Source organism: Candidatus Accumulibacter sp. ACC003 (assembly GCF_907163085.1).
Classification (GTDB): domain Bacteria; phylum Pseudomonadota; class Gammaproteobacteria; order Burkholderiales; family Rhodocyclaceae; genus Accumulibacter.
In genome coordinates this window covers 122,996-146,395 of sequence record NZ_CAJQTX010000009.1, presented here as the reverse complement: position 1 = coordinate 146,395, position 23,400 = coordinate 122,996, and the positions used below count along the sequence as shown (strand labels likewise).

General features: G+C 63.9%; 18 protein-coding genes. 8 read left to right on the top strand and 10 right to left on the bottom strand.

What is annotated here, in order from left to right; all coding sequences use genetic code 11:
* Positions 1 to 14 precede the first annotated feature (14 nt).
* Positions 15 to 1,472 (top strand): deoxyribodipyrimidine photo-lyase, encoded by a 1,458-nt coding sequence (locus QZ656_RS19095; protein WP_291994873.1) that lies wholly within the window; start codon positions 15 to 17, stop codon positions 1,470 to 1,472.
* On the opposite strand, the gene QZ656_RS19090 is transcribed toward QZ656_RS19095, so the two are convergent.
* The 6 genes from QZ656_RS19090 to QZ656_RS19065 all read right to left on the bottom strand — a co-directional run bounded on the left by QZ656_RS19090 (position 1,450) and on the right by QZ656_RS19065 (position 10,615).
* Positions 1,450 to 6,765 (bottom strand): Hpt domain-containing protein, encoded by a 5,316-nt coding sequence (locus QZ656_RS19090; protein WP_291994872.1) that lies wholly within the window; start codon positions 6,763 to 6,765, stop codon positions 1,450 to 1,452. The genes QZ656_RS19095 and QZ656_RS19090 overlap by 23 nt on opposite strands.
* 40 nt (positions 6,766 to 6,805) lie before the next feature.
* A complete protein-coding gene (locus QZ656_RS19085) occupies positions 6,806 to 8,971 on the bottom strand; it encodes a methyl-accepting chemotaxis protein (protein WP_291994871.1) in 2,166 nt (721 codons plus the stop codon).
* 71 nt (positions 8,972 to 9,042) lie between these two features.
* Complete coding sequence (locus tag QZ656_RS19080; protein WP_291994870.1) at positions 9,043 to 9,555, bottom strand: chemotaxis protein CheW; 513 nt, start codon at positions 9,553 to 9,555, stop codon at positions 9,043 to 9,045.
* Between the two features lie 8 nt (positions 9,556 to 9,563).
* Complete coding sequence (locus QZ656_RS19075) at positions 9,564 to 9,926, bottom strand: response regulator (RefSeq protein ID WP_291994869.1); 363 nt, start codon at positions 9,924 to 9,926, stop codon at positions 9,564 to 9,566.
* A gap of 14 nt (positions 9,927 to 9,940) precedes the next feature.
* Positions 9,941 to 10,300, bottom strand: coding sequence for a response regulator (locus QZ656_RS19070; RefSeq protein WP_291994868.1), 360 nt, complete (start codon positions 10,298 to 10,300; stop codon positions 9,941 to 9,943).
* A 126-nt stretch (positions 10,301 to 10,426) separates the two neighbouring features.
* Positions 10,427 to 10,615 (bottom strand): rubredoxin, encoded by a 189-nt coding sequence (locus QZ656_RS19065; RefSeq protein ID WP_291994867.1) that lies wholly within the window; start codon positions 10,613 to 10,615, stop codon positions 10,427 to 10,429.
* A 122-nt stretch (positions 10,616 to 10,737) separates the two neighbouring features.
* On the opposite strand from QZ656_RS19065, the gene QZ656_RS19060 reads away from it, so the two are divergent.
* The 3 genes from QZ656_RS19060 to hemL are packed head-to-tail and all read left to right on the top strand — an operon-like array spanning position 10,738 to position 13,502.
* The gene (locus QZ656_RS19060; RefSeq protein ID WP_291995256.1) at positions 10,738 to 11,586 is read left to right on the top strand and encodes a hydroxymethylpyrimidine/phosphomethylpyrimidine kinase; all 849 of its coding nucleotides are present in this window, start codon (positions 10,738 to 10,740) and stop codon (positions 11,584 to 11,586) included.
* Positions 11,579 to 12,250, top strand: a complete 672-nt coding sequence (thiE, locus tag QZ656_RS19055; protein WP_291994866.1) for a thiamine phosphate synthase — start codon at positions 11,579 to 11,581, stop codon at positions 12,248 to 12,250. The genes QZ656_RS19060 and thiE overlap by 8 nt, the downstream gene beginning before the upstream one ends.
* Complete coding sequence (gene hemL, locus QZ656_RS19050) at positions 12,222 to 13,502, top strand: glutamate-1-semialdehyde 2,1-aminomutase (protein ID WP_291994865.1); 1,281 nt, start codon at positions 12,222 to 12,224, stop codon at positions 13,500 to 13,502. Before thiE ends, hemL begins: the two co-directional genes overlap by 29 nt.
* A gap of 37 nt (positions 13,503 to 13,539) precedes the next feature.
* On the opposite strand, the gene QZ656_RS19045 is transcribed toward hemL, so the two are convergent.
* On the bottom strand, positions 13,540 to 14,928 hold the full coding sequence (locus QZ656_RS19045) for a CorA family divalent cation transporter (RefSeq protein ID WP_291994864.1): 1,389 nt from the start codon (positions 14,926 to 14,928) through the stop codon (positions 13,540 to 13,542).
* Between the two features lie 371 nt (positions 14,929 to 15,299).
* Between QZ656_RS19045 and QZ656_RS19040 the strand changes: the two genes are divergently transcribed.
* The gene (locus QZ656_RS19040; RefSeq protein ID WP_291994863.1) at positions 15,300 to 17,204 is read left to right on the top strand and encodes a potassium transporter Kup; all 1,905 of its coding nucleotides are present in this window, start codon (positions 15,300 to 15,302) and stop codon (positions 17,202 to 17,204) included.
* A 36-nt stretch (positions 17,205 to 17,240) separates the two neighbouring features.
* Complete coding sequence (locus QZ656_RS19035; protein ID WP_291994862.1) at positions 17,241 to 18,581, top strand: hypothetical protein; 1,341 nt, start codon at positions 17,241 to 17,243, stop codon at positions 18,579 to 18,581.
* Positions 18,582 to 18,619: 38 nt separating this feature from the next.
* Here QZ656_RS19035 and QZ656_RS19030 read toward each other — a convergent pair whose 3' ends face one another.
* The 3 genes from QZ656_RS19030 to QZ656_RS19020 form a co-directional block, all read right to left on the bottom strand.
* Positions 18,620 to 19,450 carry a type IIL restriction-modification enzyme MmeI gene (locus QZ656_RS19030; RefSeq protein WP_366522203.1) on the bottom strand — a complete coding sequence of 277 codons (831 nt, stop codon included), beginning with the start codon at positions 19,448 to 19,450 and terminating at the stop codon, positions 18,620 to 18,622.
* Between the two features lie 92 nt (positions 19,451 to 19,542).
* On the bottom strand, positions 19,543 to 20,178 hold the full coding sequence (locus tag QZ656_RS19025) for a response regulator (protein ID WP_291994861.1): 636 nt from the start codon (positions 20,176 to 20,178) through the stop codon (positions 19,543 to 19,545).
* On the bottom strand, positions 20,178 to 21,641 hold the full coding sequence (locus QZ656_RS19020; protein WP_291994860.1) for an ATP-binding protein: 1,464 nt from the start codon (positions 21,639 to 21,641) through the stop codon (positions 20,178 to 20,180). Before QZ656_RS19020 ends, QZ656_RS19025 begins: the two co-directional genes overlap by 1 nt.
* 276 nt (positions 21,642 to 21,917) lie before the next feature.
* Between QZ656_RS19020 and QZ656_RS19015 the strand changes: the two genes are divergently transcribed.
* Together QZ656_RS19015 and QZ656_RS19010 are read left to right on the top strand one after the other, a co-directional pair.
* The gene (locus QZ656_RS19015) at positions 21,918 to 23,093 is read left to right on the top strand and encodes a sodium ion-translocating decarboxylase subunit beta (protein ID WP_291994859.1); all 1,176 of its coding nucleotides are present in this window, start codon (positions 21,918 to 21,920) and stop codon (positions 23,091 to 23,093) included.
* 94 nt (positions 23,094 to 23,187) lie between these two features.
* Positions 23,188 to 23,367: a hypothetical protein gene (locus QZ656_RS19010; RefSeq protein ID WP_291994858.1), complete on the top strand. Its 180-nt coding sequence runs from the start codon at positions 23,188 to 23,190 to the stop codon at positions 23,365 to 23,367.
* Positions 23,368 to 23,400: the final 33 nt, after the last annotated feature.

Below are 23,400 nucleotides of genomic sequence, written 5' to 3'. Positions count from 1 at the left end.
CACAAAACTAATCCATGTTTGATTCGATTCTGGTCTGGTTTCGCCGCGATCTGCGTGACTTTGATCACGCTGCGCTTGGCGAAGCGCAGCGACGAGGGCGACGCGTTTATTGCACTTTCGTCTTCGACCGCGAAATTCTCGATGCCCTGGCGACGCGCGCTGATCGTCGAGTGGACTTCATCCGAGCGTCGCTGCTCGAGCTCGACGGTGCCCTGCGCCGTCGTGGCGGCGCCGTGCTGGTGCGTCACGGCCGGGCTGCCAGCGAGATCCCGCGATTGGCGAAAGAGCTTGCTGTCGCCGCGGTGTTTGTCAATCGTGACTACGAGCCGCAAGCCAAGCGGCGCGACGCCGCGGTCAGCGCCGCACTGGCGGCAGAGGGAATCGCCTTCGAGTCGTTCAAGGACCAGGCGATTCTTGACGGTGACGAAGTGCTGACTCAGGCCGGCAAGGCGTACACCGTCTTCACGCCATACAAGAATGCCTGGCTCAAGCGACTGAGCGACGATGAATGGCAGCCCTACCAGGGGCGCGCCGGGATTCTGGCTAGCGTGCCGACGGCCAGCGCTGTTCCGCAGCTGGCGGAAATCGGCTTTGCCGCGACCGACCTGCCAGCGCTCGGCATCGTGCCGGGAATGTCGGGTGGGCAGCAACTTGTCGATGACTTCATCGGACGCATCGCGGGCTATCACGATCGGCGTGATTTTCCGGCGCTCAAGGGCGTCTCGTATTTGTCGGTGCACCTGCGTTTCGGGACCGTCTCGATTCGCGACCTGCTGGCCAAAGCGATTGCCGCGGGTGCTTTGCGCAGCGACGCGAGCGCTCAAGGGGCGGCGACCTGGCTTGCCGAGCTGGTCTGGCGCGATTTCTACTTCATGATCCTCGATCGCTTTCCGCACGTTGCCGAGCGCGCCTTCAAGCCGGCGTACGACGCCATTGTCTGGGAGCAGGGGCCGGCGGCGGACGCGGCTTTCGCGGCCTGGTGCGCGGGGCGCACCGGCTATCCGCTGGTCGATGCGGCGATGCGGCAGCTCAACACGACGGGCTACATGCATAACCGCCTGCGGATGCTGGTTGCCTCGTTTCTGTGCAAGGATCTGGGTGTCGACTGGCGGCGTGGCGAGGCCTACTTCGCGCGTCAGCTCAACGATTTCGATTTGTCGGCGAACAACGGCGGTTGGCAATGGGCGGCGTCGAGTGGCTGCGACGCGCAACCCTATTTTCGCATCTTCAACCCGGTGACGCAGTCGGAGCGCTTCGACCCCGCCGGCAAGTTCATTCATCGCTACCTGCCCGAACTGGCCGCGCTGCCCGCTCGCTTCGTCCATCAGCCGTGGCGAATGAGCCTGCCGGAGCAGCTCGCTTGCGGCGTCGTCGTCGGGCGTGATACGCCCGCGCCGCTGGTCGATCATCAGCAGGCGCGGCAGCGAACGCTGCAACGCTACGCGGTTGTCAAGCGCCCCGCTGCTCCCTGATGTGTTGCTTCACCAGGCGCAGCAGTTCGTCTTCCTGATAGGGCTTGCCGAGGTAGTCATTGACGCCGAGTTCGAGTGCGTATTGACGGTGTTTGTCAGCCGTGCGCGAGGTAATCATGATGATCGGAACCTTGCCCAGGCGCTCGTCGGCGCGCACATTGCGGGTGAATTCGAAGCCGTCCATGCGCGGCATCTCGATGTCGACCAGCAACACGTCGGGGATTATTGCGACCAGTTGTTCGAGCGCGTCGACGCCATCCTTGGCGGTCATCACCTGGTAGCTCTCACGCGCCAACATGCGGCTGGTGATCTTGCGTACGGTCAGCGAGTCGTCGACGATCATCACCGTCGGCAGGATGCTGGCCGCGACGTCGGTGGCCGCCGCCTGGCGCAGCGTTGGTACCGGCGCGATCACCGGCCCGCTGCGCGCGCGACTGCCAAGCGCCAGCGGATTGAGGATCAGCAGGACCTGGCCATTGCCGAGCACCGTCGCGCCGGCAACGCCGATCACCCGGGCCAGTTGTGGGCCGACGTTCTTGACGACGATTTCCTGATTTCCCAGCACTTCATCGACCTGCAGAGCGATGCGCCGAGTGCCGCTGCGCAGCAGCAGGACCCAGTACTGGTGGTGCTTTTCCGGTAGCGCCTGCGCGTCGCCGAGAAGATGCGGCAGGTAATGGAAGGGATAGTGGTTGCCGGTCCACGTCGCAGCATTGGCCTCACGGATGCGCGTCAGGGCTTTTTCCTTGAGGTCCAGTACCTGTTCGATCATTACCGCTGGAATCGCGTACTCGCGCGTTCCCGAGCGAACCAGCAAGGCCTTGGTCACCGCCAGTGTCAGCGGCAGATAGAGGCGGAAGGTGGTCCCCTGATCAGGCCGGGAGAGTACTTCGATACGACCGCCCAGGCTGCTTACCGCGCTCTTCAGGACGTCCATGCCGATACCGCGGCCGGCGATGCGCGAGACGCCGCTGGCGGTCGAGATGCCCGGGGCAAAGATCATTTCGATGACGTTGGCTTCGTCGGCGGCCTCGTCGATGGTCAGCAAGCCCGCCGCCAGGCCGCGTTCGCGCAGCCGCTGCAGGTTGAGGCCGGCGCCGTCGTCGGCAAACGAGACGATGATTTCGTTGCCTTCCTGGGTCAGCGTCAGTGACAGTTCGCCGATCTCGGCTTTGCCCTTGGCGCGCCGCGCGGGCGCGTCTTCCAGACCGTGCGCGATCGAGTTGCGCAGGATGTGCTCGAGTGGCGCCAGCATCTTGTCGAGAACGCTTCTGTCGAGTTGCAGCTGGGCGCCGCTGATTTCCAGGTTGGCCCGCTTGCCAAGCTCCTTGGCCGCTTGCCGAACGATGCGATACAGACGGTCGGCAATGCTGGCGAACGGCACCATGCGCACCGACATCAGCTCCTGCTGGACTTCGCGGTTCAGACGTGACTGCGCGAGGATCGCCGCGTTGGCGTCGTCGAGGTTCTTCAGCAGATTCTGCTGCACGGTGGCGACGTCATTCACCGACTCGGCCATCATCCGCGTCAGCTCCTGGAAGCGCGTGAAGCGGTCGAACTCGAGCGGGTCGAATTCGGCTTGACGGCGTTCATCGGTGAGCGCCGTGCGAGACTGCATCTGCAACTCGGCCTGGAGTTCGATGTCGCGCAACTGCCGACGCAGACGGATCACGTTCTCGGTCAGGTCGAGCAGCGACCCCTTGATCGCCCGCATTTCGCCTTCGATCCGGGAGCGCGCTATCGACAGTTCGCCGGCTTCGTTGACCAGCCGATCGATGAGGTCGGCGCGTACCCGCAACAAGGCCCGCTGTTCGCCGCTATCGGTTTCTGCTTCGCGTCCTTCCGACTGCCCGGTGGTGGCCGTCTGGTCGCTGGCCGCGTTCGGGTCGTCGGCATCTGCAGCGTGCTCCGCGGCCAGTTGTGAGGCGGTCGCGTCGGTTACCTCGACCGGCGCGTCGGGCGATTCGCCGCGCTGCAGTCTTTCGACAATCTGGACAATGACGTCAAAGGCGTTGTCGATATCGTCGATCAGCGTCAGGGGTGCACTTTCTGCCTGCTGCGCTTCGGCCATGCGCGTTTCGATGGCGTGCGTCAGTTCGCCAAGGTTCATCGCCCCGGCCATTCGCGCGCTACCCTTGAGCGTGTGGAACGAACGCGCCAGTTGACGGAGCACGTCGGTGTCGGCCGGGTTGTTTCGCCACGTGCGCAAGTGCTTCGCGATGTTCTGGGTGAGATCGAGCGCCTCCTCGAGAAACAGCGGCAGCAGTTGTTCGTCGAGTTCGTCCTGCATCTCCGGAATGCTGATGGCCTCCGTGGCGCCAGGCGGCACGGCGGCGGCTTCGGGCGCGGCGACCGCCGCCGGCAGCTGCTCATCAGCCGCCGTTTCCTGCTCCTCGTCGGCTGCGGCAAGCTCAGCCTGTTGCTCGACGAATTGCTCGGGGTATAGCGGCTCGAGGGCATCGACCAGCGTCGGCCTTGCTTCGGGCTGGTAGCCGTCGGTGATATCGGTGAGCATCTCGGCGAGTGCGGTGATCGACTGCCGGATAAGCGCCAGTGCCTCCGGCTGATCGGGATGGGCGCAGTGATTGCGGCGCATCAGCGCGCGTTCGAGCGCCACGCCAAGCCGGTTGACGGCCTCGATACCGACTGTTCCGGCGATCCCGGCGAGGGTGTGCGCGGCGCGGTACATGTCGTGTGCGGTGGGCGTTGCCGGTTCTTCTTCAAGAACCAGCAGCTCGCTGCGTAGTGTCGCCAGGTGCCCGTCCGCTTCGACATTGAAGATCTCGGCCAGATCGGGGGCGATCGATAGCCGCGCCCGGGCTTCTGGTTCGGCTGCCGACTTGTCGTCGGTGCTGGCGATCGGCTCGGCAGCGCCCTCGCTGCCGAGCCTGAGCGAGTCGGCCAGAGCAATCATGCTTGTCGCATCGGGCGCCAGGCCATCGCCGGTCTTCAGGTGCTCGACCCAGACGGCAAAAATGGCGCACGCCTGCTCAAGCACGTCGAGGACTGCTGCGGTGACCTGGTGTTCCTGGCGCAGCCAGAGGTTGAGCAGTTGCTCGACCGCCCACGCCGCTTCACCGAGATCCTTGAGTCCGACCATGCGACCGCTGCCCTTGAGCGTATGCACCGAACGGCGGAGCGTGGTCAACAGTTCGACGTCGTGTGGCTGGCCTTTCAGGAGCTGGAAATTCTGCTCCATGCTGGCCAGGACTTCGGCCGCTTCGGCAAGGAAAATCTCGAGGATCTCGGCGTCGACCTCCTCGGTGGTCGCCTGCGAGAGCTGGATCGTTGCCGCCGAGGGCTGCGGTGTCTCGGGCGCCTGCGGCTTGAGTATCGCCAATGTCTGGTCGATCTGACGAGCGACATCGTCGCCCTCAGACAGTGCCGAGAGCAGCCGCTTGCTTTGCTCGCCGAGGGCCTTGTCACCCACCAGATCGGCGTCTTTTTGCAAGGCGCTGAGACTGTGCTGGACTTCCTGGCGCAGGCCAGCGTCGTCGGCTTGCGCCCGGAACGTCGCCAGCAAGGCGCTGGCCTCGAGCTTGCGCTCCTCGAGCTCTTTCTCGACGCTCGCCGCTGCCGGCTTGGCGACCGACATCCGGGCCGTGCTCGACTGCATGTTGTTGACGAAGGCCGCGAAGTCTGTAGCCCCGTGTTGCAGTGCGTCGACAAAGAATCCGACCAGCGACAACTGTTCGGCAAGACGTTCGAAGTCAGCCTCGTGCGGGACGTACTCCGGGCTTGCGAAGCTCTTGATGTCGGTCGCGCACTGGCGCAGGAGCGTGACCGCGGCATCGTGGCGCATCATGGTCAGTGCCCCGACGACCTGCCGCATCGGGATTTCCAGCCCGTCCAGATCGGCTCGCTTGTCGGCGTCGCGGAAGAAGCCATCGAGGACCTGTTCAATTTGCGTCAGGTTGTTCTGGATCTCTCTGGCGACCTGGCTGATCAGCAGCTTCTCGTGCACCTGCCGTGACATTTCGTCGAGCGACGGCAGTTCGGATTCCGGTGGCAGCGGCGTTCCGGCGACGCAGGCGTGAATCCGGCCGACCATCACATCGACCTGGTGCGTGAAGCTGCTGTCGAGATACTGGATATTCCCCTGCGCGCTCTGGGCAAGAAGGATCGCCGTGGCCGTTTCCATGGCCAGCGCTTCGCTATGCCGCGACGGGGTGTTGGTCAGGAAGCTGGCTACTTCGGAAATGGCTCGCGCCAGGCGCTGATAATCGGCGTGACCGAGGTCGTCGACCACCGCTGAAAGCGTTCCGGCGTTGGTCGCGAAGCCCGGCAGAGCCTGCGCCGTGCCGGCGCAGAACTTGTTCCACGATTCCTCGGTGGCGGCAATTGCTTCGCGCAAGCGACGGCGGACGGCCTCGACGGCGACCGGCGCCTCGGGCGACGTATCGGGTATCAGCGATGCCAGCTCGTAGGCATGCTTGACGACGCGCACGGCACGATGATCGCTGTCGGCGCTGGCGACGAGATACAGTGCGTCGCGCATCAGGCGTTCGGCGACGTTGTTCGAGCCTTCGAGCAGTCGTCGAATCTGCAGGTCGATGCGCGTGCACAGTTGCCGTGCGTCGGTATCGGCGGGCAGCGTCTTTTCAGCCAGCGCCGACAAAAAAGCGGTAGCGACCCACCAGAACGAGCGGGCAGACGCCAGATCCTGGAGCGCTTCAATGTGTCTGACGGCCGTCAGCATCTCCGGCAGGCCGGCGCCGTCCTGCGGTGCCCGCAACCACGACAGCAGGCCGCGCTGGAAATGCGCGCGCTGCTGACGCAGGCGCCCCTGAAACTCGTTGCCGCTGATTTTCGGTGTGCCGCCTGGACGACGCGGTGGCTGGACCTGCAGGTTGGGGAAGAAGAGGTCCGTCGCGGCGACGCGTTCGTGCCCACGCGCGGTCTGCAGCTCGCGGTAAAGTGGCAACAGCCGCAGCGGCTGGTTAGGCTGGCCGCCCAGCAGATCGTCAAGATAGTGACGGAGAGCGGCCATGGCGTTGCGCGCCAGTTCGATGAGCGCCGGCCTGGCCGCCAGTTGCTGCTGTTCGACGGCCTCGAGTAGCGCTTCCAGTGCTTCGGTAAACTGCGTTACACCATCAAGACCGACGATGGTCAGCGCTCCCTGCACCTGATGCAGGTGCGTACGACAGAACCTGACCTGGGTGCGGTCCTCGCTCTCGTCGCCAGCGTTGGCGATGAACTCTTGCAGCGCCTTGTCGGCGCGCTCCAGGGCGAGGTCGATTTCGCTTTTGACCCAGGTCAGCGGGCCGATATCGAAGTTCGTCGGTGCATTCATCCGGGAATGTCTCTCCAGCTTACTCTCTTGGCCGCGTCGCTCAGGTCACCTTGAAGCCGGCGACCGAACCCTTCAGTTCAGTGGCCAGACCGGCCAGTTCGCCAATTGCCGTCGCTGTTTTCTGCGTGCCGGCCGTTGTCTGGCCGGTGACCAGGAGTATTTCCTGCATCTTGCGGGCCACTTTGGCCGCCGATTCCGACTGCTGACGCGTTGCCCCGGCGATGGTTTCGATGAGCGCGGTCAGTTCGCGCGAAACCACGCCGATTTCGGCCAGTGCCTGGCCCGCGGCATCGGAGAGTCGGGCGCCTTCGACGACGCCGCGGGTCGACTCTTCCATCGCCGAGACGGTGTCCTGAGTATCTGTCTGAATCGTCCTGACGATCGCGCCAATCTGCTTGGTCGCTTCACCGGAACGTTCTGCGAGCCGCTGTACTTCTTCGGCAACGACCGTGAAGCCGCGCCCGGCCTCACCGGCCGAGGCGGCCTGAATGGCGGCATTCAACGCCAGTACGTTGGTCTGCTCGGTGATGTCCGAGATCAACTCGACGATCTCTCCGATTTCCTGCGACGATTCGCCCAGCCGCTTGATGCGCTTCGACGTTTCCTGGATCTGATCACGGATCTTGTTCATCCCCTTGATCGAGTCTTCGACGGCCTGCGTGCCCTTGGCGGCTGCCGCCAGCGACTGGCGGGCCACTGTTGCCGACTGTTTGGCGTCCGCCGAGACGTTGGTCATCGACGTCGACATCGACAGTACCGACTGCCCCGCCAACTTGATTTCGGTGGTCTGGTGCTCGGCCGCGGTGAGCAGCTCGGTGGATGTCTGCTGGGCCATTCCGGTGGCCACCGTTACCCGGCTCGCCGCATCGTTGATGCGGCCGACCAGGACCCGCAGTTCTTCGATGGTGTAATTGATCGAATCGGCGATGGCGCCGGTGATGTCCTCGGAAACCGTCGCCGTGACCGTCAGGTCGCCGTCGGCGAGGTCGCCAAGCTCGTTCATCAAACGCAGAATCGCATCCTGATTCTGACGGTTGACGAGCTCCGTTTCGCGGCGGCTGCGCTCGGCTGTTTCCGCCTGACGACGGCTCTCGGTCAGGTAGGTTCTGGCCAGCAGCAACAGCAGGCCGATGGCCAGTACGATCAGGCCGGCCAGCGCGAAGCCGTAGCCGGTGCGTTTCATGACCGTGCCCTGGTACGCTTTCGCCAGCTGGTCGGTCGCTTCGAGCAGCTGTTCGCTGTCGCGAAAGATCTGCGAACCGGCCTGTTTGGCAATGCGCAGCCTGTCCAGATTGCCGAGAATTCCGCCAATGGCCGTGTGGTACTCCGTGAAACTGCTGTCGAGTTCGCCGAGTTTCAGTTTGCTGTCGGCGTCGGTGGTCGCAGCAATGCGCAGCGCCTCGCTACCTTTGCTCAGCGCTTTCATGGTGTCACGAAAAGTGTTCGTATCCTTGCCCAGCAAGAAAGTGGTTTCGGAGTCGATGGCGTCGCCGACGAGTAACGAATTGGCGTTCTTGGCAATCCGCTGGGTGAGCATCACCAGCTGGTTGGCTGCGGCAATTTCACGGATTCCGGCGCCGCTCTGCAACTTGAGCGCGGCGACCTGTTCCGACAGTTCGAGCAACTGCGGATTTTTGTCGTTGATCGCCGCGACGTCCTTGCCGAGCGAGATCAGGTTGTTTTCCATCTCAAGCAGGCGACCGGCATTCTTGTCGGTTTTCCCCCAGGCTTCCGTCAGCGTCAGTAACTGCGGCTCGACGCTGGCCGGCGAGGGGGGAACCTGCGTGCCAGCCAGCTCGCCGCCATTGCTCAGGCTGTCGAGCTGGCTGGCGAAGCTCTCACGCGAGTCCCGAAGTTGTTTGAAAGCCGTCGGGTTGCCGAGCAAGGCCAGGCTGGACGCCTTCGCCAGTCGCTGCGACAGCATTCCCATGTCGCCGGTGGCGGCAATGTACGCGGTGCCGTAGCTTGACTTGCGGTCATCGCGGTAGATGACCACAGCAATGATCAGCATGGTCAGCAGAAGTGCGCCGCCGAGAATCTGTAGTTGTTTGACAACCGGATAGCGATTGAGCAGAGACGCCTCCAAGGGGAGCGCATGATCGCTATCCGCTTCGTCTGCATCCATGATCGTGCGCGCGACCAGAGTCTCGCCTGCCGGGTCTGCAGTACGGGACAGGAAGCCCGGCAGCTTTGATTTGAACGTCATTTTGCGTCTCCGGTTACACGATATCTACGGTGTGACTTGGTGCCGTCGAGCATCTTTTCTGTTGCATGGACTCACACGCCAATGTCCATGAACGCCTCGTCAGCCAGCAGTTCGCGCACCTTGAGTTTCTTCCAGCGACGTCCTTCGTTGTCGCTATACGATTCATGCGCCCAGGCCGGCGCTGTCGGATCGGGCGTTTCGGCATTCAAGGCTTCGACATTGCGCAGACCGATCATCCGGTTGACCAGCAAGGCGGCGTTGCTGCCATGACGGGTACCAATCAACAGTAGCCGCGAACTGGCGTTCTGCGGCGTCACTTCCTTGCCGAGAAAGGCCGAAAAGTCGACGGCCGAATACAGATTGCCGCGGATGTTGGCGATGCCGGCGAACCACGGTCGGGTTAGCGGCACGGTGGTCAGAGACGCGGTCAGCGGAATAATCTCACCCGAGTCGGCGAGGTCCAGAAGCCAGTAGTCGCTGCCAGCCTGAATACCGAGTAGTCCGGCCGCACTCTGATCACCGGTGCCCGCCAGCCGTGCCGCGAGGTACGACTGAAAGTCATGCAAGCTGATTTTCTTGGTCATGGAGCCGTCTACAACGCGGCGATCTTGGCCAACAACTCCTGACCGTTGACTGGTTTGACCAGGTAATCCTGGGCACCCTGGCGCAAGCCCCAGATCTTGTCGGTTTCCTGTCCCTTGGTGGTGCACACGATGACCGGGATGTTCCGGGTGGTCTCGTCGCGAGTCAAGGTGCGGGTCGCCTGGTAGCCGTTGAGACCCGGCATGACAACGTCCATCAGGATCAGGTCCGGCAATTCGCTTTTCGCCCTGGCGATTCCTTCTTCGCCGCTCTCCGCGGTAATGACCTCATAGCCGCTACTGGTCAGCAGGGCTTTCATGACGTGACGTTCGGTCGGCGAATCGTCAACGACGAGGATTTTCTTGATGGTCATGGGGTCTGGCTCCCTCAGGCTGAAGGCGGCGCGAAAGTGGCGACCGTTTGCAGCAGACTGTCTTTGGTAAATGGCTTGGTCAGATATTGGTCCGAGCCGACCATGCGCCCGCGCGCACGGTCGAACAGGCCATCCTTGGACGACAACATGATCACCGGCGTCGAACGGAAACGCTGGTTCTTCTTGATCAGGGCGCAAGTCTGATAGCCGTCGAGTCGTGGCATCACGATGTCGCAGAAGATCACCGCGGGCTGATGATCGGAGATTTTTGCCAGGGCGTCGAAGCCATCTTCCGCCAGCAGAACTTGGCAGCCGGCCTGCACGAGGAAAATTTCCGCGCTACGCCGGATGGTGTTGCTGTCGTCGATAACCATGACCTTGACGCCGCGCAGGTCTGCAGCTTCCGCCAATTCTCTCCTCCAGAGTGTGTCAGGTTATTGTCTTGAGAATGTCCCTGATCCGACAGGATTTCCTGCTGACACTACTATACCGCATTGTTTTCAGATCTCGACCATTTCAAAGTCTTCCTTGCGTGCGCCGCATTCGGGGCAGGTCCAGTTGATCGGGATGTCCGGCCACGGCGTGCCTGGCGCGATTCCTTCATCCGGCAGGCCCGCCGCTTCGTCATAAATGAAGCCGCAGGTCAGGCACATCCAGGTGCGGTATTGCCGTTCGTTTGCTGTGTTCATGGTTGCCGTCTGTTTTCGGTTAGAATCGATGAAAAACCGGTAGATTCTAGCCAAACCCCTCTCTTGGTGCCAAGACTTTCTTTGTTTGACAGAAAACCTTCGTGGCTGGTGGTCGCTCGCCGATGAATCCGGACCGCGCCCGCCTGCCGCCGCCGATCGTCTTGAGCTTCGCCGCCAGTGATCCCTCTGGTGGCGCTGGCTTGCAGGCTGACCTGATGACCCTCTCGGCGATCGGCTGTCATCCGCTGTCGGTGACGACCGCCTTGACCGTCCAGGATACCGTTGGCGTTGCCAGTGTGCTGGCGATCGACGCTGGCTGGGTCGAAGATCAGGCGCGAGCCCTGCTCGCGGACATGCCGGTGGCGGCGTTCAAGATTGGCCTGCTGGGCAGCGTCGAGAACGCGCTGGTAATCGCCGAAATCATCGCCGACTACCCGGATTTGCCGCTGATCGTCGACCCCGTTCTGGCCTCCGGACGCGGTGACGAGCTCGCCGATGACGAGATGATTGCCAGCTTGCGTCAGGCGCTGCTGCCGCTGACCACGATCCTGACGCCCAATACCCTCGAAGCACGCCGACTCGTCGCCGCCGAAGATGATGACGACGAAGCGCCAGCGCTGGCTGTTTGCGCGCAGCGGCTGTTGTCGTTCGGCTGCCAGTACGTGCTATTGACCGGTACCCACGACCAGACGCCGCGGGTGGTCAACAGCCTCTACGGAGGCGCGGCTGGCGGGCTGTTACGCAGCGATTCCTGGGACCGCCTGCCCGGCAGTTACCACGGTTCTGGCTGCACTTTGGCGTCGGCGCTGGCCGCGTATCTGGCCAAGGGCTTGCCGATCAGCGACGCGGTGCGCGCCGCGCAGGAGTACACCTGGGGCGCGCTGGCCGCCGGTTTTCGGGCCGGAAGGGGCCAATACCTGCCCGATCGCTTCTTTCAGTGGCGCACTGGCCAGGGTTATCTCGATGGCTGAGCAAGCACTCGCCGGAGCGCTGCGTGGTCTGTACGTGATCACGCCGGACTGTCTGGCGCCAAACGTCCTGCTCGAGCGGCTCCGCGCGGCCTTGAGCGGTGGCGCGGTACTTGTCCAGTATCGCGACAAGGGTCGCGACGCGGCCCGCCGCGCCGAAACCGCAGTGGCCTTGCGCACCCTGTGCCGGCAGTTCGGCGCCCGTTTGCTGATCAATGACGATCTGGCGCTGGCTCTGGCGGTCGCCGCCGACGGCGTGCACCTGGGTGCCAGCGACGGCGATCTTGCCGCGGCGCGGCGCGCGCTGCCCGCCGGTGCTTTGCTCGGCGCTTCGTGTTACGACGACTTCGAGCGTGCCCGTCGCGCGGCTGCCGGCGGCGCCGACTACGTCGCTTTCGGCGCCATGCATCCGTCGTCGACCAAGCCGCTGGCGGTGCGCGCGCCGCTGTCCCTGTTCGTCCGCTGCCGAGCCGAACTGCACGTGCCGGCCTGCGCCATCGGCGGCATCACCGTTGATAACGCGCCGCCGCTGCTGGCTGCTGGCGCCGATCTGCTGGCCGTTGTCAGCGACGTGTTCGAGGCGCCCGACGTGGCCTCGCGGGCGGCCGCCTATCAACAACTATTCGAGGAAAATGCTCGTGATCTCTCGCAATCAGCAACTTTTTGAGCGTGCCCAGCAACACATCCCGGGCGGCGTCAACTCGCCGGTGCGTGCCTTTCGCTCGGTCGGCGGCACGCCGCGCTTCTTCGTCGAGGGGTCCGGCGCTCGCGTTACCGATGCCGACGGCAAGATCTACGTCGATTACGTCGGCTCATGGGGGCCGCTGATTCTTGGCCATGCCCATCCGACAGTGATCGCCGCCGTTCGCGACGCCGCCGTCAGAGGGCTTTCCTTCGGCGCGCCGACCGAGAGCGAGGTGGAAATGGCCGACCTGCTTTGCGAGTTGTTGCCGTCGCTCGAGATGGTCCGCCTGGTCAGTTCCGGGACCGAGGCGACGATGAGTGCCATTCGTCTGGCGCGTGGCCACACCGGTCGCGACCTGCTGATCAAGTTCGAGGGCTGCTACCACGGCCATTCGGACAGCCTGCTGGTCAAGGCCGGTTCGGGAATGCTCACCCTCGGCAATCCGAGTTCGGGCGGCGTGCCGGCCGATATTGCCAAACATACAATGGTTCTTGACTACAACGATGCAGTTGGACTCGCCGCGGCGTTTGCCGAGCACGGTGCGCAAATCGCCGCGGTGATTGTCGAACCGGTGGCGGGCAACATGAACCTGATCGTGCCGCAGCCGGTTTTCCTGCAGGCGCTGCGCGACCTCTGCAGTCGGCACGGCGCGGTTTTGATTTTCGACGAGGTGATGAGCGGCTTTCGCGTCGGCGCCCAGGGCGCGCAGGGGATCTATGGCATCACACCGGACCTGACGACGCTCGGCAAGGTGATCGGTGGCGGCATGCCGGTCGGCGCCTTCGGTGGCCGCCGCGAGATCATGGCCCAGATCTCGCCGCTCGGTTCGGTCTATCAGGCCGGTACCCTGTCGGGCAATCCGGTGGCCGTCGCGGCCGGCCTGGCGACGCTGAAGCTGGTGCGCGCGGCGGGTTTCTACGAAGCGCTTGCCGAGCGCAGCCGACAGCTGAGCGAAGGGCTACTGGCCGCCGCGGGCAAGCATGGCGTGCCGTTTTCGGCGCAGTCGATGGGCGGCATGTTCGGACTGTATTTCCGTGCCAGTTGTCCACAGACCTACGCCGAAGCGATGGCGTGCGACAGCGAAGCGTTCAAGCGCTTCTTCCATGGCATGCTCGACGCCGGCCACTATTTTGCCCCGTCGGCTTTCGAGGCCGGCTTCGTTTCGGCGGCGCACAGCGAGGCCGACGTCGCTGCGACGGTGGCCGCTGCCGAAGGCGTTTTCAAGGCCTGGTGAGTTCCCCGGGGGGGAGCGTCGCCCGGCCCGGCCAGCGTCAGGCGGTCCGGCGGTGCGCGGCCCGGCTGCTCTTAAGGCGGCGTTTCTCGAATAATTTCAGACCGATGTACATGCAGGCGCCGATGGCCACCATGCCGACCAGTAGCCCCGAATAGGCGATCTGCCAGGGGATGCCTTCGGTGACCATCGAGAATTCGGACATGCCGCCCATGCCGGCCACGACGTTGATCGGCATGAAAATCACGCTGAGCACCGTCAGTCGTTTGATGTCCTTGTTCTGGTTGATGTTGATCGCACTGTCGGTGGCGTCCATCAGGAAGTTCAGCTTGTTGAACAGGAAAGCGGTGTGGCCGTCGAGCGACTCGATGTCGCGCAGAATCTCGCGACCGTCAACCAGCTGCGCCTCGGAGAGGAAGCCGCCGCGCAGCAGGAACGACAGCGCCCGCCGGGTATCGAGGACATTGCGCCGGGTGCGTCCGTTAATGTCTTCGGCCTCCGAAATTGCCACCAGGATCTCGGTTGCTTCCTGGTCGGTGACGTGCGAGCGCAGGACCTGCCGGCCGACCTTGTCGAGCTCGGCGTATACATCTTCCAGCGCGTTGGCCGAGTACTCGACGTCGGCGGCATAGAGGTCGAGCAGAACGTCCTTGCCGTCGGCGACATAGCCCGGGCGCGTGCGCGCCCGCGCCCGCTGCAGGCGAAATACCGGCAGTTCCTCGGTGCGAATGGTGAACAGCACGTCGTTCTTCAGGATCAGCGCCACCGGGACGTTGCGCGACTCCTCCCGGGTGTCGAGCAGGAAGTCGGAGTGCAGGTGCGTGTGTCCCTCGTCGTCGACATAGAAGCGCGCGCTGGCCTCGAGGTCGGTCAGGCTGCCGGGATCGGGCAAATCGACGTCGAACCGCTTGCCGATCCAGCCGCGGATTTTCTTCGTCGGCGCGATCAGGTCTACCCAGATCGGCGTGACGTTCTGCAGATCCTCCGGACCGTTGATCGAAATCTGGCGCAGGCGGCCGTCGCGCAGTTCGAAAGCGGTGGTGGTCGTTTTCTCGTTGCGGTAGTGGCTGTCGTCGATCAGCTCTTCGAGAATGTCGTCCGGGAGAATCGCCAGGATCGGGTCGGCGCCTTCCTTGACCTCATCCCAGACGATCAGCCGCTCGTTGGCGTCCAGCGATTCGAGGATGTAGGCGACTTCCTTGGGCGGCATCAGCTTGAGCTTCTGGCGAAGCTCCATGCGATAGCGTTCCTGGATTTCGACACCGGCCGCGTCGAGCGACGGCGAGTCCTGCTCGCGCAGCAGCGGTTCGACGAGTTCTTCGACGCGTTTCTGCAGCGAGAGCAACGAGCGCACTTCGGTCAGGTGAACTTCGGCGAGGCCTTTTTCCAGCGTTTCTGGCGGCTGCAGCTTGTTGTTTTCTACGCTCAAAGTATCGCCTCCCTGATGATCGATTCGGCAGAACAAGGGTCGCGAGTGTAGCACCGCGGGAGCCAGGTGTAACGTCGCGTCCGATGCTTTTTTGTGTCAACAGAAAAATAAAAATATCTATCTGATCAATTGTCTGTCAGCGAATCGTCAGCCCATGGTCAGGTTTTGTCAGGTCGGATCCCGTCCTTGTGGCGGCGCCGCATTGGTCCTAGAATTGCGCGCTGGTTGCTGCGCTGCAGTAATCGAAATCGTGCTGCCGAGCGGTCTCTCCGACCGTCGATCGGCCATCGAGCAGACCGGCTTTTCTGAGCCGCTGTCGCGTTGGCGAGAAGCGGGCAGGCGACACGGCCAAGACGATCAGGGGTGGGATGATGAGTGCAGAGGTCGCGCCACACGGCGACAAGTCAGGTCTGGCGGCGACCGCGCTGGCGGCGATGGGCGTGGTTTTTGGGGACATCGGCACCAGCCCGCTGTACACCATGAAAGAGGTCTTTGGCGGGCACCATCCGCTGCCAATCAACGCCGACAGCGTCCTCGGCATCCTCTCGCTGGTCTTCTGGGCGCTGACTGTCACCGTTTCACTGAAATACGTCGTGTTCATCACCCGCGCCGACAACAAGGGCGAAGGCGGCATCATGGCGCTGACGGCGCTCGCTCTGCGCACAGCGAACGCCTCGCCGCGCGTCCTGTGGGCGATGTCGGCGCTGGGAATTTTCGGCGCCGCGCTGTTTTATGGCGACGCCGTGATCACCCCGGCGATGTCGGTGCTGGCGGCGGTCGAAGGAATGGAAGTCGTGACGCCGTCGCTCGAGCCCTACGTCCTGCCGGTCACCATCGCCATTCTCGTCGTCCTGTTCGTATTTCAGCGCCACGGCACGGCGGCCGTCGGTGCGCTGTTTGGCCCGCTGATGCTGTTCTGGTTTGTCTGCCTCGGTGCGCTTGGTTTGTGGCAAGTGATCCAGCATCCTTCCGTGCTGCTGGCGATCAATCCCTGGTACGCGCTGCGCTTCATTTTTGAACATCAGGGGATGGCCTTTGTGGCGCTGGGTTCGGTGGTGCTGGCGATTACCGGCGGCGAAGCGCTTTACGCCGACATGGGCCATTTCGGGCGGCGGTCGATCAAGTGGGCGTGGTTCGCGTGTGTCTTCCCGTTGCTCTACCTCAACTATCTCGGCCAGGGAGCCTTGATCCTCGCCGACCCGACGACGGTTGAAAATCCCTTCTTTCTGATGGCGCCGAGTGAAATCCTGCGCATACCGCTGGTCTTGCTGGCCACCGTGGCGACAGTGATTGCCTCGCAGGCGGTGATTTCCGGAGCCTTTTCGCTGACCAGCCAGGCCATGCAACTCGGCTATTGCCCGCGCATCCGCGTCAAATTCACCTCCGAACGCGAGAAGGGCCAGATCTACGTTCCGAACATCAACTGGCTGCTCCTGGCGGCGGTGATCGTCGTCGTCCTCGGCTTCCGCTCGTCGTCGAACCTGGCTTCGGCCTACGGCATTGCCGTGACCCTGACGATGATGATCGATACCATCCTCGCCTTTGTCGTCGTGCGCGCGCTGTGGCAGTGGAGCTGGCCGCGCGCGGCCCTGTTCCTGGTGTTTTTCGTGGTCGTCGACTTTGCTTTCTTCTCGGCCAACGTCATCAAGGTCTTTGACGGCGGCTGGTTCCCGCTGGCGCTCGGCTTGTCGGTCTTTATCCTGCTATCGACCTGGAAGCGCGGGCGCCAGTTGCTCTACGAGAAGCTCGCGCACGATACGATACCGCTCGCCGCGTTCATTGCCAGCCTGGAAATGGGCGGACCGCTGCGCGTCGATGGCACCGGCGTCTTCCTCACCGCCACCCCCGACGGCGTGCCGCGGGCGCTGCTCCATAACCTGTACCACAACAAGGTTCTGCACGAACGTGTGGTCTTGCTGAACGTCGACGTCGAAGACGTGCCGCACGTTGCCGAGGCCGAGCGTGTGCGGGTCGAAGCGCTGCCCGCCGGTTTTCATCGGGTTTTCGTCCGCTATGGTTTCAAGGACGAAGCCGATCTGCCGCGAGCGATGGAACTGTGCGCCGGGCATGGATTGGCCTTCGAGATGATGGAGACCTCGTTCTTTCTCGGCCGTGAGACGATCGTCACCATGCCGATTGCCAAGCGCTCGCGGATGGCACACTGGCGGCAGGTGCTGTACACCTGGATGTTTCGCAACGCCGATCCGGCTACCGCCTTCTTCAAGATTCCGCCGAACCGGGTGGTCGAGCTGGGCGCGCAGGTCGAGCTCTCGTAGTGCTTGCCGCCGCGTGACGCATCATCAGAGGATGCCATGAACGACCGACACCGCTTCCCTGCCGTGCTGATCCTGAGCTCCCTGGCGACCGCCGTTCTCGCCGGCGAACTGCCGAGCGAGCCCGCCGAGCTGGGCAGCATTCGTCGCAACGAGCGCGGTCAGTTGGAGGTATTCAAGGCGCCAGCCGAGACGCCGTCAGGCGCCGCCGCGCCGGGCGTCGTCCCGGAGGCGCTCAAGCGCGCCGCGCCGGGCCAGCCGCCGGCGCCGAAAGCGCCGGCCGCGGTGGCCAGCGGCAAGACCATCGTCGTCGGCCCGCTTGAGCAGGTCTCGAGCATCCAGGAAGCGGCACGCATCGCGCGCGACGGCGACACCGTCGAGATCCGCTCGGGCGTGTACCGACAGCAGGCGGTGCTGTGGACGCAAGCGCGGCTGACGATCAGGGGCGTTGGCCAGCGCCCGGTGCTCATTGCCGATGGCGCTAGCGCCGAAGGCAAGGCGCTGTGGGTGGTCCGCAACGCCGACATGCTGATCGAGAATATCGAGTTTCGCGGCGTTCGCGTTGCCGACGGCAATGGCGCCGGGATTCGTTTCGAAAATGGCCACCTGCGCGTCGTTCGCTGCGCCTTCTTCGACAACGAGATGGGTATCCTCACCGGTAATTCTGCGACCGCGGTGCTCGAGGTCGAGGACAGTGAATTTGGTCAGGCACCGACGCACGCCGGTGCGCTGCACCACCTGCTCTACGCCGGCAGCATCGCCAGGCTGAGCGTTCGCGGCAGCCGCTTGGAGCAGGGCTTTCGCGGCCACCTGATCAAGTCGCGGGCGCGCGAAAGCGACATCCGCTACAACATGCTCGTCGACGGTGGCGACGGCCGTGCTTCGTACGAGCTGGAGTTTCCCAACGGCGGTTTGGCGTGGGTCATCGGTAACATCATCGGCCAGACCGACAAGACCGATAATCGCGACTTGATTGCCTACGGAGCGGAAGGGCAGCGCTGGCCTGAGAACGTGCTCTACCTGGCGCACAACACGCTGATCGACGGCTGGTCTGGCGGGCGCTTCCTGCACGTCTGGACTGCGCGGATGGCGTCCGGAGTCGAGGTTTGGGCGGTCAACAATCTGCTCGTTGGCCAGGGCTCTTTCGCGCCGCAGGCACCCGGCCGTTACAACGGCAACGTCAGCGTCGACCGCTCGGCGCTGAGCGATCGCGACGGCCTGCCATTCGCCTTGCCGAGCAACTCGCCCTTGCGCGGCACCGCGACCTCGCCGGGCTTCGTCGGCGAGCAGAGCCTGACCCCCAGCGCCGAGTTCAAGCTCCCGGCCGGCAGTCGCGCCTTGCCGGCCGGCAAGCCGCTGTCGCCGGGCGCGCTGCAGTAGGCTCGACTTCGCTCAGCCCGAGCGGCTGTCGGCGCTCGTCAGCAGCGCTCCCCGAGCACGCCCGCGACCGCCGCGACCTGCTCGGGGAGCGCCGCTGACCAGGGCACGCGCGCGACGCTGGTCGGCGGCAGGCCGACGTCCTCGGCGAACATCGAGAACAGGCAGCGGCTGAGGAAGCCGGCGACGATTTCGGGGTGCTGGCCGGCGGCTTCGAGGGCCCGGGCGATCTTCGCCAGATGCCCGGCAATTTCGCGCGTGACGCGCGCCGAGGCGCGCGCCGGGTCGAGCGCCAGCGGCTCACGCCACAGCGTTTGCAGGCGCGCGCGGATGTCAGGGTCGGCGAGGTCGGCGATCCTGATGCGATGCGAGCGCGGGTCGGGGAAGGGCGTGTAGGTGGCGCCCGAGCGCGTGAAATCGGCGTACAGCTCGATCACCCGGCCGACGTCGACGACGATCAGGAAAGGCGGCCGGCCCTCGTCGACGGGCAGCGCGCGGGCGTAGCCTTCGGCCTGGCCGCGGGCACGCTGCAGCGCGTCGTCGAAGCCCTTGCTGGCGGCGGTGAGCCTGATTTTCTTGGCTTCGAGAATAAAATGGCCACGCTTGTAGCGGTCGATGCGGCCGCTGGACGTGCTGCCGTCACCGTGGCGAAAAGTCACCCGCCGCTCGAAGACGTAGGCGTTGTCGCGGGTGTCTTCGCGCGCCGGGTCGGGCGAGGGCACTTCGAGCAAGTGGCAGAGGTCGGTGACGAAGAGCTGGTAGCTGGTGAACTCGGAACCGTCGGCCGCGCGCCAACGCGCGACGAAAGCAGTGGCGGAGTTTGCGGCGTCGGCGTCGGCGTCGGCGCTGGCGTTCTGGCTGGGTTCGCGCATGGGGTAGGAATATGGCATAGAGCGGGGGCGGGGGCGCCGCGGCTTGGGCTCGCGGCTTTCCTGCGGGCGCTGATTGATTGCGCCTTGCCGGTTCAGTCCTTGTCGCCAGCGGGTAGTAACAGGCTGAATAACTGCGCCAGCCGGGCGACGCCCATCTTCTCTCGGATGCGGGCACGATGAAACTCGACGGTCTTGACGCTGATCCGCAGCTGCTCGGCGATCTGGCGAGTTGGCTTGCTGTCCAGAACCTGGTGCAAGACTTCGCGCTCGCGTTCGCTGAGCGTTCGCAGTCTGGCCGTCACATCCGGGGGCGTGTGGTCGTAGCGATTCGCCGCCTGGCGCCGCTCGCGATCGACATGCAGCGCGTTGAGCACGGCCAGCACCAGCCGTTCTTCCTCAGGCGGCTTCTCGATGAAATCGACGGCTCCCTTCTTCAACGCGCGGACGGCCAGCGGGACATCGCCGTGGCCGGTGAGAAAGACGATGGGAATCTGCTGCCGGCGCTTGTGCAGCTCATCCTGGAGTTCGGGTCCGCTCATGCCGGGCATGCGGATGTCGAGGACCAGGCAGCCGCTGCGGCCGGCGCGATGTGCCTTCAAGAAGGTCAGCGCCGAGCGAAAGGTTTCGACGCGCATCCCGGCGGCGCGCAGGAGCATGGCAATTGCATCGCAAACGGCGGCGTCGTCGTCGACGACAAAGACCGTCGGCTCACTCTCCCGGCTTTCCATCAGTCAGGCTCCGGCGGCAGGCTGAAGTGGAAGGTAGCGCCGCCGTCAGCGTTTGCGCTGTGCCCGAGGTGGCCCCCGTGCGCCTCGACGACCGAGCGGCAGATCGATAATCCCAGGCCCAGGCCCTGCGACTTGGTGGTTACGAACGGCAGGTAGAGGCGTTCTTCGATGGCTTGCGAAATTCCCACACCTTGATCCGCGACTGCCACGACAAAGCTTCCGTCGGCGGCCGTGGCGGTTGACACCGATAGCTTGCGGCGCGACGGCGGCGACGTCGCCATGGCGTCGATGCCATTCTGGATCAGATTGACGATCACCTGGACGAGGAGAGTTCGATCGGCATGGTTGATCGGCAGCGCGTCGGACAAGGATAGCTCGACGGTCACCGCGCTGTCCTCCAGTTGTGTTTCCATGAGTTCCAGGGCTTCCCGGAGGAGTGCATTGATATCGCATTGGCTCGGATGCGGGCGCCGGCTGCGCACGAAGTCGCGTACTCGGCCGATGATGCGCCCTGCCCGCAGCGCCTGCTCGCGACAGCGTTTCATCGCGGCGACCAGTTGCTTGCGGTCAACATCGGTCGCCGCCAGCATTCGGAGACAGGCGTCCTTGTAGCTGGCGATGGCCGTCAGCGGCTGATTGACTTCGTGCGCCAGCGATGTGGCGATTTCGCCAAGCGCCGCCAGATAGGTGGTCTGGTGGAGCATTTCCTGATGCTGACGCTTCAAGGTCTGGGCGTTTTTTTGTTCGGAAATGTCGGTGATCACCTTCAGGCTGACGCGTTGACCGCCATTCCACGGAATCGGCCCAGCCTGCACCAGATACCAGTGGCCGTTGCTCTGGTCGCGCACTTCAGCCGCGACGAAGGCGGTCCCTGCCGCTTCGCTACGCGCGCCGTGCGATGCGCCGGTGCGGCTGTCACGGCAGCCAAAGCGCTCGTCCAGCGCTTTGCCGCCGAGTGCCTGCGGCTCGCCGTCGAGTAGGCGCAAGAGGCCACGGTTGGCGTAGAGAACTGCGCCGCTGTCCTCGTCCGCGACGTAGACCGCGGCATGTAACTCCTCCAGGACCCGGAAGAAGCGCGCGTCCGCTTCGCTCAGCGCGACGCGCAAGCGCGCCAGCAATACGACCACAGTGAGGTACATGGCGACCATTACCACGCCTTCCCAGTAGAAGAAGACGACGCCGGAATAAGGGTTCATTGAGCGAAAGCTCGCCAGCCACGACAGCGTTGACACGGCGACGATGACGACTCCCGCACGGGTGCCGCCGGCCCATGTGGCGAAAGCGATCGGGATCAGGTAGAGAATGGCCAGGCGCAACTCGTAGCCGGTCGCGTAGTCGAGCGCGGCGACGAGAACGACGAGTGCCAGCGTCAGGGCGATCGTCGCCGCCGGGCGGCCGCCGACCCAGCGTTGACAGGCCCCGCTACTCGGCGGCCGTGCCTGCTGCTCGACTGTGCATTGCATTACTCGGCCCCTTCAATAATCCGCCCTGCAGCGGCCGACGAGCGCTGTCGGCATGCCATTCCCGTCCCGGCTGCGAGACCCGAGCACCTTAGCACGAGCGCCCGAGAGGGGGTGGCGAAACTAGGGATAACCCTAGTTTCGCCTGCAATGGCGCGACCTATACTGCCTCTCGCGACGCTGCCGGGGAAAAGCAGCGGTCGTTCGCCAGCTTGCGTGGCTCCAGTTGACAGCGTTCCGGAAGTGGCCGGCCGCTAAAAAAAAAAAGGAAGGTGTGCTTTGCTCGAACAGATTCTGATGTTTCTCCAGGCCCTCCTCGATCAGACGGGGGCGGTCCACTTTTCGTTTGGCAACCTGATAATGATCGTCGTTGGCATGATCATGATCTATCTGGCGGTCGCCAAAGACTACGAGCCGCTGCTGCTGGTCGGCATCGGGTTTTCGTGCATCGTCGCCAACGTTCCCGGGCCGCCCGACGACGTCCCCGGCGGGCAAGCCATCTCGGCACTCTTGTACGCGGTGAAGGAGGGCGGCTTGTTCCACTACGCCTACCTGGGCGTCGTCAAGCTGATCCTGCCGCCGCTGATTTTTCTTGGTGTCGGGGCGATGACCGACTTTGGGCCGATGATCGCCAATCCGCGCCTGGTGATTCTCGGCGCGGGAGCGCACCTGGGAATATTCGCGGCCTTGATTTTGGCCAAGCTACTCGGCTTCACCCTCAGCGAGGCGGGCGCGATCGGGATCATTGGTGGCGCCGATGGGCCGATGGCGATCTTCGTAGCGGTCAAGCTCGCGCCGCATTTGCTGGGCCCGATTTCCGTCGCCGCGTACTCGTACATGGCGCTGATGCCGATGATCCAGCCACCGGTTATGCGCTTGCTGACCACCAAGGCCGAACGACAGATCGGCATGGCGCTCCTGCGCAAGGTCAGCAAGCTCGAGAAGATCGCCTTTCCCCTCGTCATCGCGATCATCGTCAACCTGTTTTTTCCGCCGGTGGCACCGTTGATCACCATGCTCATGCTCGGCAACCTGCTCAAAGAGGTCGGCGTGACCGAGCGGCTGGCCAAGACTGCCGCCGGTCCGATGATGAACATCATCATCATCATCCTCACCGTGGCCATCGGCTCGACCATGGCGGCGGACAAGTTCCTGACTATTCAGACGCTCGAGATCGTCGTCCTCGGCCTGCTGGCTTTTCTCGTCGGTACCGCTTCTGGCGTCATTACCGCAAAGATCATGAATCTGTTCCTGAAGACCAAGATCAATCCCTTGATTGGCTCCGCGGGAATCGCCTCCGTACCGATCGCGGCGCGCGTTGCACACATCGTCGCGCACCAGGAAAACCCCCAGAATTTTCTCATCTATCATGCCATGGGCCCCAATCTGGCCGGTGTATTCGGCACCGCCATCTCGGGCGGTATCCTGCTGGCTCTGTTGGGCGTGGGGAGTTGAGCATGGCGCACCCGAGCCATTACCTTTTCATAGTCGCAGCCACGGCGCCAGTCGGCGTTGGGGCTGCGGCCATAACCGTTACCACGAGGCAGCCATGACCGCGATCATTCCGGACACGCTCGAAGGCGCGCTGATCCTGAGCGTCATCGATTTTTTTCTCAGTTTCGTGATCATCAGCGGGATTGGCGTCGTGCTGGCCTTTCTGCCGCTGCTCAACCGCTTAAAGCGCGAAGCGCCGCAACCGGGGAAACCCGCCGGCACGCCGCCCGTTTGATGCCGTAAGCGGCGCCCGCCACCGGCAATTATC